The 16,275-nt window shown below is 65.4% G+C and carries 15 protein-coding genes; 7 read left to right on the forward strand and 8 right to left on the reverse strand.

The window, feature by feature from the left end; genetic code table 11:
- Window positions 1-128 precede the first annotated feature (128 nt).
- The 3 genes from BEI_RS12665 (at window position 129) to BEI_RS12675 (ending at window position 4,201) form a co-directional block, all read left to right on the forward strand.
- Window positions 129-1,307: an acetate/propionate family kinase gene (locus BEI_RS12665; RefSeq protein ID WP_097789860.1), complete on the forward strand. Its 1,179-nt coding sequence runs from the start codon at window positions 129-131 to the stop codon at window positions 1,305-1,307.
- Window positions 1,304-3,502 (forward strand): phosphate acetyltransferase, encoded by a 2,199-nt coding sequence (gene pta / locus BEI_RS12670; protein WP_097789861.1) that lies wholly within the window; start codon window positions 1,304-1,306, stop codon window positions 3,500-3,502. The genes BEI_RS12665 and pta overlap by 4 nt, the downstream gene beginning before the upstream one ends.
- 96 nt (window positions 3,503-3,598) lie before the next feature.
- Complete coding sequence (locus BEI_RS12675) at window positions 3,599-4,201, forward strand: class I SAM-dependent methyltransferase (RefSeq protein WP_097789862.1); 603 nt, start codon at window positions 3,599-3,601, stop codon at window positions 4,199-4,201.
- A gap of 10 nt (window positions 4,202-4,211) precedes the next feature.
- Here the strand turns inward: BEI_RS12675 and BEI_RS12680 are convergent, their stop codons facing one another.
- The 4 genes from BEI_RS12680 to BEI_RS12695 form a co-directional block, all read right to left on the reverse strand.
- Window positions 4,212-4,997, reverse strand: a complete 786-nt coding sequence (locus tag BEI_RS12680; protein WP_464388553.1) for a thiazole synthase — start codon at window positions 4,995-4,997, stop codon at window positions 4,212-4,214.
- Between the two features lie 29 nt (window positions 4,998-5,026).
- Window positions 5,027-5,233, reverse strand: a complete 207-nt coding sequence (gene thiS / locus BEI_RS12685) for a sulfur carrier protein ThiS (protein ID WP_265331670.1) — start codon at window positions 5,231-5,233, stop codon at window positions 5,027-5,029.
- Window positions 5,233-6,303, reverse strand: coding sequence for a YeiH family protein (locus BEI_RS12690; protein ID WP_227644473.1), 1,071 nt, complete (start codon window positions 6,301-6,303; stop codon window positions 5,233-5,235). The genes thiS and BEI_RS12690 overlap by 1 nt, the downstream gene beginning before the upstream one ends.
- Before the next feature lie 224 nt (window positions 6,304-6,527).
- Window positions 6,528-8,159, reverse strand: a complete 1,632-nt coding sequence (locus BEI_RS12695; protein ID WP_097789864.1) for a GMC family oxidoreductase — start codon at window positions 8,157-8,159, stop codon at window positions 6,528-6,530.
- 219 nt (window positions 8,160-8,378) lie between these two features.
- On the opposite strand from BEI_RS12695, the gene BEI_RS12700 reads away from it, so the two are divergent.
- The 4 genes from BEI_RS12700 to BEI_RS12715 all read left to right on the forward strand — a co-directional run bounded on the left by BEI_RS12700 (window position 8,379) and on the right by BEI_RS12715 (window position 12,315).
- Window positions 8,379-9,605 carry a TRAP transporter substrate-binding protein gene (locus tag BEI_RS12700; RefSeq protein ID WP_193765108.1) on the forward strand — a complete coding sequence of 409 codons (1,227 nt, stop codon included), beginning with the start codon at window positions 8,379-8,381 and terminating at the stop codon, window positions 9,603-9,605.
- A 14-nt stretch (window positions 9,606-9,619) separates the two neighbouring features.
- Window positions 9,620-10,180, forward strand: coding sequence for a TRAP transporter small permease (locus BEI_RS12705; RefSeq protein WP_097791079.1), 561 nt, complete (start codon window positions 9,620-9,622; stop codon window positions 10,178-10,180).
- Between the two features lie 11 nt (window positions 10,181-10,191).
- Window positions 10,192-11,469: a TRAP transporter large permease gene (locus BEI_RS12710; RefSeq protein WP_097789865.1), complete on the forward strand. Its 1,278-nt coding sequence runs from the start codon at window positions 10,192-10,194 to the stop codon at window positions 11,467-11,469.
- Between the two features lie 87 nt (window positions 11,470-11,556).
- On the forward strand, window positions 11,557-12,315 hold the full coding sequence (locus BEI_RS12715) for an IclR family transcriptional regulator (RefSeq protein ID WP_097789866.1): 759 nt from the start codon (window positions 11,557-11,559) through the stop codon (window positions 12,313-12,315).
- A 6-nt stretch (window positions 12,316-12,321) separates the two neighbouring features.
- Here the strand turns inward: BEI_RS12715 and BEI_RS12720 are convergent, their stop codons facing one another.
- From BEI_RS12720 to BEI_RS12735, 4 genes are all read right to left on the reverse strand, one after another.
- Window positions 12,322-12,813, reverse strand: coding sequence for a universal stress protein (locus tag BEI_RS12720; RefSeq protein WP_097789867.1), 492 nt, complete (start codon window positions 12,811-12,813; stop codon window positions 12,322-12,324).
- Between the two features lie 64 nt (window positions 12,814-12,877).
- Window positions 12,878-14,218 (reverse strand): TRAP transporter large permease, encoded by a 1,341-nt coding sequence (locus tag BEI_RS12725; protein ID WP_097791080.1) that lies wholly within the window; start codon window positions 14,216-14,218, stop codon window positions 12,878-12,880.
- A 2-nt stretch (window positions 14,219-14,220) separates the two neighbouring features.
- A complete protein-coding gene (locus BEI_RS12730; protein WP_097789868.1) occupies window positions 14,221-14,784 on the reverse strand; it encodes a TRAP transporter small permease in 564 nt (187 codons plus the stop codon).
- A gap of 92 nt (window positions 14,785-14,876) precedes the next feature.
- Window positions 14,877-15,890 carry a TRAP transporter substrate-binding protein gene (locus tag BEI_RS12735; RefSeq protein ID WP_097789869.1) on the reverse strand — a complete coding sequence of 338 codons (1,014 nt, stop codon included), beginning with the start codon at window positions 15,888-15,890 and terminating at the stop codon, window positions 14,877-14,879.
- Window positions 15,891-16,275: the final 385 nt, after the last annotated feature.

Raw genomic sequence — 16,275 nt, forward strand, 5'->3', positions numbered from 1 at the left:
GATGTCACCGCGGCGACCGCCTTGTCGTGATAGATTCCTGGCAAGGAGACCCGGCGAGGCCTCGCCGGGCAAGGAAAGGGGCGAGCGGCCTTCCCTCTCCGGCACGCCCCCTGGCTGAAGGACACGCGATGCAAGACCCGGTACTGGTGATCAACTGCGGTTCCTCATCGATCAAGTACGCGCTGATCGCGAGCGGTGACGCCCCTGCCCGGCTCGCCGGCCTCGCCGAACGGCTGGGCGGCGAGGACGCCCGACTCACGGGCACGGACAGCCGGGGCGAGCGCTTCGCCGAACCCCTGGCCGGGGCCGACCATCATGCTGCGATGGCGGCCATCCTCGACCGGCTGGAAGGCCTGGCGCCCGTGGCCGTGGGGCATCGTGTCGTGCACGGCGGCGAGCGCTTCCATGACGCCACCCGGCTCGACGACGCCGTGGTGCGCGCCCTCGAGGGACTCAGCGAACTCGCCCCCCTGCACAACCCCGCCAACCTGGAGGGCATCGGCGCCACCCGCCGCCTGTTCCCCGACCTGCCCCAGGTGGCGGTCTTCGACACGGCCTTCCACCAGACGCTGCCGCCTAGGGCCTATCGCTATGCCCTGCCCGAGCCCCTCTACCGGCGCCATGGCATCCGCCGCTACGGCTTCCATGGCAGCAGTCACGCCTACGTGAGCCGCCGGGTCGCCACGCTCAGCGGGCGCCAGGACGGGGGCTGGCTGATCGCCCACCTGGGCAACGGCTGCTCGGCCTGCGCCGTCTGGCGGGGCGAGAGCGTCGACACCAGCATGGGCCTGACGCCGCTGGAAGGCCTGGTGATGGGCACCCGCAGCGGCGACGTCGACCCCGGCCTGCATGCTCACCTGGCCCGCCGGCTGGGCTGGTCGCTGGAGCGCATCGATCGCCTGCTCAACCACGAGAGCGGCCTGCTGGGGCTGTCGGGGCTGTCCAACGACATGCGCCGGCTGGAGCAGGCCGCCGCCGAGCACCATGCCGGTGCCTGGCTGGCCATCGAGGTATTCTGCTACCGGCTGGCCAAGGCCCTGGCCGCCCTGACCTGCGCCCTGCCTCGACTGGACGGTATCGTCTTCACCGGCGGCATCGGCGAGCACGCCCCGGCGGTGCGCGCCCGGGTGATCCACCAGCTCCACCACTTCGGCGCCCGCCTCGACGCCGGCGCCAATGCCGCCATCGACGGCACGGAGGGGCGCGTCGACGCCGGCCAGGGCCCCGAACTCTGGGTGATCCCCACCGACGAGGAGGCCTGGATCGCCGCCGAGACCCGTCGCCTGCTGGAGAGCCCCCGATCATGACCGAGCCTCGCACCCTGCTGCTGGTTCCCACCGAGGCCGGGGTGGGCCTGACCTCGGCGAGCCTGGGCCTGCTGCGCGCCCTGGACACCCTGGGCCTGCATGCCGCCTTCCTCAAGCCCTTCCGCCAGGACGTCGCCGAAGAGGCGGCGCCGGGAGCCGCGATGGCCGGCCTCGGCGATCCGGCCCAGGCTTCGCTGGACCGTTCCTCGGCGCTGGTGGCGAGCCTGTTCGGCCTGGCCCCGCCCGCGCCCCTGGACCGCGACACCCTGGAGGCCTGGCTGCGCGAGGATCGCCTCGACGACCTGATGGAGCATGCCGTGGCACGCCACGCCGAGCTCGCCGCCCCCGAGGCCGGCGAGCCGCCCTCGCTGATCCTGGTGGAAGGCCTGGCCCCCGGCCCCCGGCGCGGCTATGCCAGCCGGCTCAACGCCCAGCTCGCCCATGCCCTGGACGCCGACCTGCTGCTGGTGGCCGACGGCGACCCGGGCGAGCCCCGCGCCCTGGCCGAGCGCCTCGAGCTCCACGCCCGGGGCTTCGGCGACGATGAGGCCCTGCGCATCCTCGGCTGCCTGCTGATGCGACTGCCCGCCGAGGATGCCGTGCCCGAGGCCACGATCGGCCCGGAGGCCGCCATGGACCAGGCCGCCGCCCGGCTGGCCGACTGGCGGGACCGCCTGGCGCGCCTCGATCCCGCGACGCCGCCGCTGATCGGCGCCGTGCCCTACCATGCCGCCCTGAGCGCCCTGCGCACCCGCGACGTGGCCCGGGCCCTGGGCGCGCGCCTGCTCCACGAGGGCGAGGACGACCGGCGCCGAGTGCTGGGTACCCATCTCTGCGCCCGGAGCGCGGCCCATGCCCTGCATGCCTTCGCGCCGGGCAAGCTGATCGTCAGCCCCGGCGACCGGGACGACATCCTGCTCGCCACGGCGCTCGCCGCCATGAACGGCGTGCCCCTGGCGGGGCTGCTGCTGACCCACGGCGAGCCGCCCGGCGAGGCCATGATCGATTTCTGCCGGCCGGCCCTGAACACCGGCCTGCCGGTGCTGATGGTGGACGACGACAGCTACGCCACCGCCCGCCGGCTGGACCGGATGAGCCGCGACATCCCCGTGGACGATCGAGAGCGGGCCGAGCGGGTGACACGCTTCGTGGCCGCCCACCTCGACCCGGACTGGCTGCGCGAGACCCTGAGCCGAGGCGTGCCCCGCCGGTTGTCGCCGGCGGCCTTCCGCCACCGCCTGGTCACCCTCGCCCAGCAGGCGCGCAAGCGCATCCTGCTGCCCGAGGGGGACGAGCCCCGCACCCTGGAGGCGGCGATCCTCTGCCAGCGTCGGGGCATCGCCGACTGCGTCCTGCTGGGCCGGCGCGAGGCCATCGCCGAGGTGGCCCGGCAGCGCGGCCTGGCGCTGCCCGAAGACCTGGAGATCATCGACCCCGAGGCGGTGCGGCGACGCTACATCCGGCCCATGGTCGCCCGTCGCCGCGGCCGGCTCAACGCCCTGACCGCGGAGGCCCAGCTTCACGACAACGTGGTGCTGGGCACCATGATGCTCGCCCAGGGCGAGGCGGACGGCCTGGTGTCGGGGGCGGTGCATACCACCGCCAATACCCTGCGGCCGGCCTTCCAGCTGATCCGCACGGCGCCAGGCTATCGGCGAGCCTCCTCGATCTTCTTCATGCTGCTCCCCGAGCAGGTGGTGGTCTACGGAGACTGCGCCGTGAACCCGGACCCGGACGCCGAGACCCTGGCCGACATCGCCATCCAGAGCGCCCGCTCCGCCGCCGCCTTCGGCATCGAGCCCCGGGTGGCCATGATCAGCTACTCCACCGGCGACTCCGGCCACGGCGCCGACGTGGACAAGGTCCGCGAGGCCACCCGCCTGGCTCGGGCGCGGGCCCCGGAGCTCATCATCGACGGCCCCCTGCAGTACGACGCCGCGGCCATCGAGAGCGTGGGGAGGCAGAAGGCGCCGGACTCGCCGGTGGCCGGCCGGGCCACGGTGTTCGTCTTCCCCGACCTGAACACCGGCAACACCACCTACAAGGCGGTGCAGCGCAGCGCCCACGTGGTGAGCGTCGGCCCCATGCTCCAGGGGCTGGCCAAGCCGGTGAACGACCTCTCCCGGGGGGCACTGGTGGACGACATCGTCTACACCATCGCCCTGACCGCCATCCAGGCCGCCCAGGAGGCGTGAACCGACGGGAAGAAGCACCGGGCGACCTTTCGCCCTGGGCGCCGTCGACCTAGAGTGGAGGAAGGCTTCGCCCTTTTCCCCGCAGGAGGCTCGCCCATGACCGCGCAAGACCGGCCCACGGCCTTGGCAGGACACGGGCGACGCGCCCAGCTCTCGCTCTTCGCACGCAACTTCTTCAAGCATCCGCGCATGCTGGGCTCGATCATTCCCAGTTCCCCCTTCCTGGTGCGGCGCCTGGTGGAGCGCATCGAGTTCCGCAGCGCCCGCGTCATCGTCGAGTACGGCCCCGGCGTCGGCACCATCACCCGGGAGCTGCTGCGCCGCATGCCGCCCGGGATGACCCTGCTCGCGATGGAGACCAACCCGGAGTTCGTCGACTTCCTCCGGCGATCCCTGCCCGATCCCCGCCTACAGGTCGTCCAGGGCTCCGCCGAGACGATCCAGGTCGAGCTGGCCCGCCTGGGGCTGCCCACCGCCGACTACGTGCTGTCCGGCCTTCCCTTCAGCACCCTGGCGGCCACCACCCGCGAGACCATCCTCCGCAACAGTCTCGAGGCGCTCTCGCCCCAGGGCGCCATGCTGGTCTATCAGTTCTCCTCCCGGGTGCTGCCCGACCTGCGCCGGGTCTTCTCCGAGGTGGAGTGCGATTTCGAACCCTTCAACATTCTCCCGGCGAAGGTCTACCACTGCCGCCCCTGACGCGTCGTTTCTAGCCCGCGATGCGCCCCGCCACGGGGGAGGAAGGCTCGGCCCGGTCGCGGCGCGGCATGCGCCCGGCCAGGTAGGCGCCGCGGCCGGCCTCGACGGCGGCCTTCATCGCCCGAGCCATGGCCACCGGATCCCGGGCATGGGCGATGGCCGAATTCATCAGCACGGCGTCGCAGCCCAGCTCCATGGCCAGCGCCGCCTCCGAGGCGGTGCCGATCCCCGCGTCGATCAGCACCGGCACCGAGGCTCGCTCGATGATCAGCCGGATGTTGTGGGGATTCTGGATGCCGCAGCCCGAGCCGATCAGCGAGCCCAGCGGCATGATCGCGCAGCAGCCCAGGGCCTCGAGCTCGCCGGCCACGATGGGATCGTCGCTGGTGTAGGCCATGACGTCGAAGCCGTCGGCGATCAGGGCCTCGGCGGCCTTGAGCGTCTCGACCACGTTGGGGTAGAGGGTCGTCTCGTCGCCCAGCACCTCCAGCTTGACCAGGTTGTGGCCGTCCAGCAGCTCCCGCGCCAGCCGGCAGGTGCGCACCGCCGCCCGGGCATCGAAGCAGCCGGCGGTATTGGGCAACAGGGTGTAGCGCGACGGCGGCACCACCTCCAGCAGGGGCGGCTCGTCGTTGCCCTGTCCCAGGTCGGTCCGGCGGACCGCGAAGGTCACCACCTCCGTCCCGCTGGCCTCGAGGGCCGCCGCCGTCTCCGCCGCGTCGCGATACTTGCCGGTGCCGACCAGCAGGCGCGAGGCGAACTCGCGACCGGCGATGCGCAGGGGCTGATCACTCATTGTCATGCAGGGTCTCCTTGGGCAGGGGCTCAGCCGCCGCCGATGGCATGGACGATCTCGATGCGATCTCCCGCGGCGAGCGCGATGGTCGCATGGCGACTGGCGGGCACCACCTCCTCGTTGAGCTCGACGGCGATCCGGGCTCCCGCCAGGCCGAGGTCGGCGAGCAACGCCTCGAGCCGCCAGCCGTCCTCGACGAGATGCGGCTCGCCGTTGATATGCACGGGGATCATCATCACAGGCTCGCCAGGTCGAAGTGGATGAAGGCCAGGACCAGCAGCAGCAGGAAGACGGTCTCGGCCACCATCAGGATCACCGGCTTCCAGCCCACCACGGCCAGCTTCTGGAAGGAGGTCTTGATGCCCAGGGCGGCGATGGCGGTCACCAGGCACCAGCGCGACAGGTCGGTGAAGCCCTCCGCGACCATCGGCGGAACCCAGCCGAGGCTGTTGACGATCACCAGCGCCACGAAGGCCACGAGGAAGGCCGGCAGCATCGGCACCTTGCCCTCGCCGTCCTCGTCGCGACGATCGCGCCGGAACAGGAACATGAACATCATCACCGCCGGCACCAGCATCGCCACCCGCATCAGCTTGACGAAGGTCGACACATCGCCGGTGCTCTCGGAGATCATGTAGCCCGCGCCCACGACCTGGGCCACGTCATGAATGGTGCCGCCGAGGAAGATGCCCGCCTCGCTGTCGCTCAGCCCCAGCACGCCGACGATGAGCGGATAGGTCACCATGGCCATGGTGGACAGGGTGGTCACGCCGACCACGGTCATGATGGTGTTGCGTTCGTGGTTCGCGTGGCGCGGCATCACGGCCGACAGCGCCAGCGCCGCCGAGGCACCGCAGATGGCCACCGAGCCGCCGGTCAGCAGGCCCATGTCCCGGTCGAGGCCCAGCACACGGGCGAGCACCGCGCCCATGGCGATGGTGAACATCACCCCGCAGACCACGGTCAGCACGGGGCCGATGGCGAGCTCGGCGACCTGCTCGATGGTGATGCGCACCCCGAGCAGCGCGACCCCGACTCTCAGGACTCGCTTGGCGGCGAACTCCACGCCGGCCAGGCAACGTCCCTCCTCGGAGAGGAAGTGCAGCGTCATGCCGAACAGCAGGGCATAGAGCAGCGTCGGCCCGCCATAATGGTCGGCGATGAAGGTCGTCGCCAGGGCGATGGTGATGCAGATCATCAAGCCCGGCATGATGCGTTGGAGCGGTTGCAGGCTGCGGGGCAAGGCCCGCTTGTTACCCTGAAGGGTCGACATGTCGGTGCTGCCACCGGTGTCTCGATGCGTCATCTTGCCACCTTGTAAACCACGGGACGGTTGTCGCCTCCTGCGACAGGATCGGCCCTTCGTTATTGGAGTACGAATCCCGGCAGGGATGTCGGGGACACCATCCTTGGGTGCCAGGCCAGGCAAGGGATGGGTCCCGGCCTACTGGAAGTCATGGTGCATGGGCGGAGTGAAGGGAGTTAGAACCAGTTCCTCACCCGCCTTGAGTCCAACCAGTTACCACTCCGTCAGGAGGCTCGAGCATGGTGAGCATGGGCCCGCTTGATCATGTCGGAGGCCTTTTCGGCGATCATGATCGTAGGCGCATTGGTATTCCCGGAGACAATCACCGGCATGATCGAGGCGTCCACCACGCGCAGGCCCTCCAGGCCGTGCACGCGAAGCTGGTCATCCACGACCGCCAACGGATCATGCCCCATCTTGCAGGTACCGGCCGGGTGATAGATCGTCTGGCTGTACTGGCGCGCCGCTTCGAGGAGCTCGGCGTCGCTCTGATACTGCGAACCGGGCACATACTCCTCGGTAACCACCGAGGCCAGAGGTGGCTGCTTGGCGATGCGCCGCGCTACCTTGATGGCATCCACTGCGACCCTGCAGTCCTCCTCGGTACTCAGGTAGTTGGGCTGGATCGAGGGATAGACGGCCGGGTCGGGGCTGGTGATGCGAATGGAACCGCGACTCGTGGGGCGAAGCTGACATACCGATGAGGTGAAGGCAGAGAAGGGGTGCACGCCCTCGGCCGGCTTGTCGGCAGAAAGCGGCTGCATATGAAACTGGATATCCGGACGATCCAGTCCTTCACGTGACCGGGTGAACACACATACCTGGCTGGCGGCGAGGGTCAGAGGCCCAGTCCGGGTCATGAGATATTGAGTGCCCACCGCGAGCTTCTTCAGGGGGTGGCGCACTTCATCATTGAGTGTTCGGCAACGGGTCTTGAACACCAAACGGATCTGCAGGTGATCCTGCAGGTTCTCTCCCACCCCCGGAAGCTCATGCAGGCACTGGACCCCCACCTCCTTGAGATGCTCGGGGTTACCGATGCCGGAACACTGCAGGATCTGCGGCGATCCGATGGCGCCGCTGGAGAGCAGCACCTCGCGGTTGGCCCGCACCACCTCCTGACGCTCACCACGACGATATTCGACGCCCACCACGCGCTTTCCCTCGAGGAGCAGCCTCTGACAGTGCGCACGCTTGATGACGGTTAGATTCGCTCGCTTTAGTGCTGGACGAAGAAACGCTTTGGCGGTCGAACACCGAAAGCCCTTGTAGGAGGTCTGCTGGAAGTAGCCCACCCCTTCCTGAGTCGCCCCGTTGACGTCGCGATTCTCGGGAATCCCGGCGGCCTTGGCGGCTTCGATGAACCGTTCGGCGATCTCACGCCGCAGCCGCAGGTCAGAAACCTTCAATGGCCCCTCGGTGCCGTGATACGGGTCGGCGCCGCGCTCCTGACACTCGGACTTCTTGAAGTACGGCAAGACGGAATCGTAGTCCCAGCCCATGTTTCCTGCCGCGGCCCAGTCATCGTAGTCCTCGCGCTGCCCCCGGATGTACAGCAGCCCGTTGAGGGAACTTGAGCCCCCTAGCACCTTGCCGCGAGGCCACTGCAGTCGACGACCGTTGATGCCCTCATCCGGATCGGTGAGATAACACCAGTCCGTCGCTGGATTGTGCATGGTCTTGAAATAGCCGACCGGAACATGGATCCAGGGGTTCCAGTCGGCACCCCCCGCCTCCAGCAGCAAGACCTTCGCAGCAGGGTCCTCACTGAGCCGATTGGCGAGCACACAACCTGCCGAGCCAGCCCCCACGATGATGTAGTCAAAGGCCCCTTGCTTGTATGTTGTTGATTTCATGGGATTAACACCTTTAGTGAGACATTCTGTCTCATTAAGAGTGGTCAACAACTCAAGGGTTGTCAATATCGAGACATTTCATCTCATAAAAACTTGAAACCCGGCTTTGGTTGGCCTAGGTTGAGACCGTGCTCCTCATTCTTACGCCCTGAGAGGGCGAGGAGTCCGGCATACGCCACCCCATCACAAGTCCAATCACAACACGCGGGAGTCCTGCTCATGAAATCACCGATTGGAAACGTATCTCGCCGGGATTTTCTGAACATCTCGGGTCGATTCGGCCTGACCTCCACCCTGATCGCCGCCTCCGGTTTAGGCGCCGGCCTCACAGCCAGCAGCCTGGCTCGGGCCGCTGAACAAGAGCAGCAACGCCGCTATCAGACCGAGCCGAAGTTCCAGCTTCGATTCGGGGCTTCGGGGTTCAACGAGCGCAACCTGGATATCCAGAAATCGGGGCAGTTGTTCTTCGCACGGGACCTCGAGGAACGCACCAACGGTGCGATTCGAGTGGAGTTCATGGGAAGCAATGAGGTCTGTAACCAGCTCGACTGCGTCAGCAAGGCCCAGCAGGGGATCGTCGATATCTTCTCGGCTTCGACCCAGAACTCCGCAGGGGGCGCGCCCTACCTCAACATCCTCGACTTCGCCTATATGTTCCCGAGCGTCGCTTCGATGTTTCATTTCTTCTATGACAGGCGAAGTGAGACGCTGCTGCGTGAACCGCTGCGCCAGCGCCACAACCTGCAGTTCCTGTTCACGCACTGTGACCTGCGGGGCATCATGCTGGGCCTTAAGTGGCAGGATGAGCCGCTGGTGACCAGCCTGGAACAGCTTCAGGGCACCAAGAACCGTGTCACCGGCACGCAGCTCGGACGCATTGCCATGGAGCAGTTGGGGCTCAACCCTGTACCCGTGGCCTGGGAAGAAACCCTTGACGGGCTCCGCCAAGGTTTGCTCGATGGAGCGGAGACCTGGATGAGCGCGGTGGCCTATGCGGGGATGGCCCCCGTCGTTTCCCAGGCAGTCGACTTGAGGTTCTTTGCAGGCACCGAACACACGGCCATGAACCTCTCCAAGTTCGAGAGCCTGGGAAGCGAGCTTCAAGAACAGGTCATGGAGTCGGCCTACTGTGCGCAAGTCTTTACCCAGGGCATGAACGAGGCGGGTCGCTACCAGATCGTAGGGGCCACCGAGCATCCTGCCGAAAATACTGTCTTCGCTCAGAACAACGTTCGGGTTGCTCCCCTATCGGATGCCGAGCGTGAGAAGGCCGAACAGCTGTGCTCGCCGGAGTTCAATCCGGAGCCATGGGAGCAATGGCGTGAACGCCTCAATGCCTGGGCAGGTGGCGTGGATATTTACAAGGAAATTCACGGCATCGCTCGTGAGATACCGCGCGATATGGCTGCAGTCAATGTCAAGCCTCAGCGCTGGTGGAAGGGCTGAACCGGAGGCTCATGATGGCAAACCACAATTACCAACAAGCTCAACCAGCCACGAGGTGGCTGGTTCCCCTTCGCTGGCTGGATGAGAACCTGGAGAAGTGCATTATTCTGCTGTCTTACGCCGGCATGTCAGGCATCATCTTCGTGGAGGTGATTCGCCGTTTCTTCTTCAGCGTTCAGGCTCCTTGGAGCACCAGCATTCCCGTGCTGCTGTTCCTCTGGCTGACCTGGTTCGGAGCCTCGCTAAACGTCAAGAACCGCACACACTTGTCGCTCAATGAGATCCGCATGCGTCTTCCCTATACTGGGCAGTTCCTATGCCTCGTGCTGGATGCGGTTCTCTGGATTGGCTTCGGGATCATGGTGATCAACTTCACCATCGATCAAGTACAGCTAGCCTACAACAACTTCGCCATCGTGCCGGGCACGGATAACGTCATGCAATGGTGGTTCTACCTGGCCACACCGGCGGCCTGGGTATTGATCATCTACCGGGTTCTGCAGAACCTCTTCGCTGACTGGCAACGCTTCCGCCTGCGTGAGCCTTTCAACCTCCAGCCCTCGATCATGGATTAGGAGGACAGATCATGACGGACGGTCTTCTTATCGGCCTGATCACGACAGGCGTGACCTTATGCTTCTTGCTCGGTGTACCCATTTTCTTGGTCATCGGACTATGGGTGGTCGGGACCAGCATGGTCATCGACTTCACCCTGGCCAATATCGGCGTGACACTGTTTCAGGGCTTGAGCTTCTTCGGGCTTCTGGCCCTCCCCTTGTTCATCCTCACGGGGGACTTGATCAATGCGGCAGGGATCGCCAAACGCCTATCTGACTTCGCCTACTCGGTGCTGGGCTGGGTACGCGGCGGCATGGGCATGGCGACGCTGGGCGCCTGTGGGCTTTTCGCCGCAATCTCGGGCTCCAACGCCGGCACCACGGCGACCATCGGTTCGATCATGCAACCCGAAATGAAGAAGAACGGCTACGATGACCGGTTTTCGGCGGCCACCGCGGCTTCCGGCGGCACCGTTGGCATCATCATTCCGCCCAGCATCATCTTCATCGTATATGGCTTCATGATGAACTTGTCGATCAGCGACCTGTTCATCGCCGGCATGATTCCCGGGGCCATGATGGTGCTGGGAATGATGGTCGCCTGCCACCTGGTAGCCCGCCGTCATGGTTGGGGCACCCTGATCCCCTTCAAGGTCAAGGAAAGTGCCGGCTTCGCACGCAAGGCTTATCTGGGCTTCGCCACCATCGGGGTCGTGCTGTACGGCATCTACTCTGGCAAGTTCTCGCCGACCGAGGCCGCTGCCATCACGGTGGGCTTCACCTTGATCGCGGGACTCTTGATAACCAGGGAAATCAGCGTCTTCCGGCTACCGGCCATCATGCTGCGCTCGGGACAGATCGCCGGCATGCTCGCCCCACTGATTGCCATCTCGGTGGTGATGCAACAGCTGCTTTCCGTGCTGGGGGCCGGCCAGATCCTGGAAGGCTTCCTGAATGGTCTGGGTAATTACTATGCCATCCTGGGAGCTTGCATGGTGATGATTCTTCTGGCGGGGATGATCCTGGAGAGCCTGCCCGTCACCATCATCCTGGCGCCCATCCTTGCGCCGATTGCTCAGAATGCCGGCGTAGACCCCATCCATTTCTCGGTGATTTTCCTCGTGGGGGCGGCCATCGGCTTCGTTACGCCACCGTTCGGGCTCAACCTCTACGTGGCCAGCAGTATCACCGGCATACCCTATCTCAGACTGGTGCGCTTCGTGATACCCTACTTCATCGCGTTGATCACCTGCTGGCTCGCGATCTCCCTGTGGCCGCCACTGTCCATGTTCCTGGTCAACCTCTGACACCGCCGCTGCGCAGCAGGCCCGCCTGGGCCTGCTGCGCTATCATCGGCCCAGGCACCGCCAGGAAGTTCGTCGTAAGGAGAGCCCATGACCAAAGACTCCTCCCCCAACACCACCCTCCTGCGGGCGATCAGCCTGCTCGAACAGATCACCACAGCGGAGTACAGTATCAGCGCCGCGGATCTCGACAAGCGACTGGACATCCCCAAGCCCACGATCCATCGCCTTCTGAAGCAGCTCGAGGAACAGCAGCTGATCACACGAGACCTGGACGGCCGTCACCTGCTGCCCGGTCCACGGCTGCATCGCATGGCCATGGGCACGCTGGCCAATGAGAGTCTCAAGGCACCGCGACGAATGCTGCTGGAACGCTTGGCCAAGGAGGTGGGTGAGACCTGCAACCTGACGTTGCTCGATGGCCATCAACTACTCTACTACGATCGAGTGGAAACCAACTGGCCGGTTCGCATCCAGCTGGCGCCCGGATCGCGACTGCCACTGCACTGCACGGCCAGCGGCAAGCTGTTCCTTGCCCTGATGCCTCCTAATCGACGGCGTGCCCTACTATCGAGCCTGGATCTGGAGGCCCATACCCCCTATACCCTGACGTCGACTTCCGCCCTTGAGGAGCAGTTAGGCCAGATTGCCAGGGATCGTTTGAGTACCGATAACGAGGAGTTCATCCAAGGGATGGTCGCTATCGCTGTCCCCATCTTCGATGGGGTGGGCCATATCCAAGCCACCTTGGCAATCCATGCTCCCCGATTGCGGCATTCCATCGAGTCATTGATGGAATGGGCTCCCTTGATGCGGCAAGTGGCAGCCGAGCTAGAGGAGACAATATAAGGTTTGTCACTCTCCCCTAGTCGGCACCACCACCACCGGTACCCTCGCCCGCTTGATCACTCCCTTGGTCACCTTGCCCGCGTAGGTCGCCGTGAAGCCGCGCTTGTTGGCGGCCAGCACGATCATGTCGCTGCCGGTCCGCTTGGCGAAATGGGCGATCACCGAGGCCGGATACCCCTCCAGCACGCTTCGCGTCACCTGCCGATCCCCGTAGGCCTCGCGCAGCTCGGGATGGCGCGCCCAGAAGGTCGCGATGCGCTGGTCGAGCTCCTCCTCGGCCTGATCGAGACGCTGTTGCATCAGGCCGCCCAGCACGTCCCGGTCGCGGATGTTGACCTTCAGGGTGTTGACCACGTCGTTGGAAAGCGACTTGACCGCGTGCAGCACATGGAGCTCGGCCCCGGTGGCCAGTGCCAGCCCCACCGCCTTGTCGAGCACCAGGTCGCAATCGCCGCGCAGTCCCACGCAGCACAGGATTCGGCGGATACCATGAGTCATGATGCCTCCTCGCCGGGCCAGGTCGCGCTTGCTTCCTGCCCGGCCTCGAGTGGGTGGCGCCCGGCTAGTAGCCCAGCAGGCTGGGGAGCCAGAGCGATATCTGCGGGAAGTAGGCGATGATGAAGAGCGCGACGATGGAGCCCGCGGCGAAGGGCAGCGCCTTCAGGGAGATCTCCTCGATGGAGGCCCCGCCGATCCCCGAGGCGACGAAGAGGTTCTCCCCCAACGGGGGCGTCTGGAAGCCGATGGCCAGCGCACAGACCACCACGATGCCCACGTGGACCGGGTCCATGCCGAGCATGTACATGATCGGCAGCAGCACCGGCGTGAGGATCATGATCGCCGCCAGGGTCTCCATGAACATGCCCACGAACAGCAGGAAGAAGATGATCATCGCCCAGATGACATAGAGGTTGTCGGTGACGCTCAGCATCACCTCGGCGATATAGGCCGGCACCTGCTGTTCCACCAGCAGCCGACCGAACACCGTCGCCGTGAACAGGATCAGCAGCACCCGCCCGGTGATCCAGGTGGTGGTCTCGAGGGTCCGCAGCGCCGGTTTCCAGGCCAGCTCCTTGTGCAGGAAGACGCCCACGACCAGGGTGTAGAAGATCGCCACGATGGCCGATTCGGTCGGCGTGAAGAGTCCACTGTAGATCCCGCCGAGGATGATGATCGGCGCCAGCATGGACCACACGCCCTTGCGCAGGGTGTGGCGGATCTGGTCGTAGGACCAGTGGTCGGTCAGGCCGCGATAGCCCCGCTTGCGCGAGATCAGGAAGTTGATGGTCAGCAGGCAGCCGGCGATCACCACCCCGGGCAGGATGCCGGCGATGAACAGCTTGGGGATCGACAGCGTCTGGAAGGCGCCATGCTCGGCCACCGCCTCGGGCGGGGGCTGCAGGCCCATCCCGGAGATGCCGAAGATCACCATGGGAATCGACGGCGGGATGACGACCCCCAGGCCGCCCGAGGAGGCCGTGATCGCGGAGCCGTAGCCCTTGTCGTAGCCACGATTGGCCATGGCCGGAATCATCAGCATCCCCACCGCCGCGGTGGTGGCGGGACCGGAGCCGGAGATCGCGCCGAAGAACATGCAGGCGAACACCGTCGCCGCCGCCAGGCCACCGGTGATGGGACCGGCGAAGGCCTCGGCGATGTCGACCAGCCGCTTGGAGATCCCCGCGGCCTCCATCAGGGCGCCGGCGAGGATGAAGGCCGGCAGCGCCATCAGCGGGAAGGAGCCCACGGAGGTGAAGGCGATCTGCACGAAGGCCATGGGGTTCTCGTCCAGGCTGAGATAGGTGGCGAGCGCCGCCACCCCCAGGGACACGGTAATGGGGGCCCCGATGACGAGCAGCAAAAAAAAGGTGCCGAACAGCACATAGATGATCGTGGGATCCATGGTCATTGCCCCCCGTGTTGCGGGCCGGTGCCCTGGGTATCGTCGCGATGCTTGAGCTTCTCGACCTCCTCGGTCTCGGGGTCGACGAGATCCGCCTTCTTGACGAACTTGAGGTAGTTGTTCTGGAGAATGCGCAGGGTCATGGCGACGAAGGCGATGGGCAGAATGAGATAGAAGTACTTCATCGGTATCCCCAGGGTCTGGGACTTCCAGAAGAGGTTCATCTTGTTGAAGACGAAGTCGTAGCTGAGGTAGATGAAGACGGCATTGAAGCCGATCCAGATCAGGTCGGTGATCACGCCGCAGGCCGTCTCGACCCAGCGGGGCAGGAACTTGAACTGGAAGGTCACCCGGTTGTGGGCGGACATCTTGGTGGCATAGACCGCGCCCAGGTAGGCGAACCAGACGAAGGCGTAGGTCGCCAGCTCGTCGCCCCAGGGCAGCGAGTAGCTGAACAGGTTGCGGAGCACGATCTGCGCGAACAGCAACAGCACGAAGGACACCAGGAGCAGCTGACACAGCACGCTCTCCAGGTTGTCGACGAGCTTGAAGATGCGATGTTTCATGAGGTGATCCCCTTGACGGTCAGGTTCCCGGTGGGCGGCCGCCCGTATCGGCGGGAACCGATACGGGCCAGCCGGCCACGGGGGACGGGGATTTACTCTGCAGGGGCGGGGTCGCGGCCGAGGGCGGCCAGGTCGGCGTCGAGCTTCTCCTTGCCACCGATGCTGTCGTAGAAATCGGGCCAGATGGAGGTGGCCTTGTCGATCCACTCCTGCTCGTTATTGGCCGGCTGGGTGATCTCCATGCCGTGCTCCTCGACCAGCCGACGCTTGATGTCGGACTCGGTGGCCAGCAGGTAGTCATAGCTGTGCGAGGTGGCCTCCTGACCGGCCTCCAGCACCAGTTCCTGCATCTCGGGGCTCAGGCTCTGGAACTTCCCTTCGCTGATGATCAGGGGTTCCATGGAGAAGACATAGCAGCTGTCGGTGACGTGATCCTGAACCTCATAGAACTTCATGGCGTCGATGGTGATGTAGGGATTGTCCTGCCCATCGACCACGCCCTGCTGGAGGGCGGTGAAGGTCTCGGACCAGGCCAGGGGGCTCGGGTTGACGCCCCAGGCCTGATAGGAAGAGATCATGATCTCGTTCTTGGGCACGCGGATATTCAGCCCGTCCAGGTCGGCGGGCTCGGCCACCGGGCGGGCGGAATTGGTGAGGCGACGGCAGCCGGAGTAGGCCCATCCCAGGATGCGGACGCCGGCATCGCGGATGGTGTTCTCGGTGAGCTCCTCGCCGATCGCGCCCTGGGTCAGGGTGCGGGCATCCTCCGGCCCCTGGATCACGTAGGGCAGGGTCATCACGCCCACCGTCGGCGAGAAGGGGGTGATGTTGTTGATGGCCAGGACGGAGAGGTCGAGCAGTCCCATGCTGGCACTGTTGACCGTGTCCTGCTCGCTGCCGAGCTGGCCGTTCGGGAACAGCTCGACGGTAACCTCGCCGTCGGTCTTTTCCTCGACGAGATCGGCAAAGGTACTCCCCAGCTCGTACTGGGTGCCCCCGGCGGCGTCGCCCAGGGCCATCTTCCAGGTCTCGGCCATGGCGTTGCCGCTCAGGGCCAGGCCGGCTGCGGATACTGCCACGGGGATGATCAGGTTCTGAATACGCATTGTGATCTCCAAGCCTTGTTATTGTCCGAATGACAGGACGATGTCCTGACGGATGACCGGTGCCGTTGAACCTCCGCCAACGGGATGTCGAGAGCTGACTGGCGGGCAAAGGAAACTTGTGATTGTGGCCTCGTCCTTTCGCCGCGTCTCTCGCCTCGTCCGATCAGAGGATACGCGCTTTTCGTCATATCCTGATTACCACGTTCTACGCCCCGGGCCCGCCCCCTAGTAGGACCAGTATGGCTCCATCGTTTGGACCAGCTCGATGATCCAGGAACCCGTCCCCAAGCGCCAGGCCAGCGCCCTTCCCTGACCTCGCTCGGATCGCGGGCTATGTCATAATCGGACCGAATCGCTCCTTCATATCCGTGGTGAGACCCGCATC

Origin of the sequence: Halomonas beimenensis (assembly GCF_002549795.1) — a bacterium.
GTDB lineage: Bacteria > Pseudomonadota > Gammaproteobacteria > Pseudomonadales > Halomonadaceae > Halomonas > Halomonas beimenensis.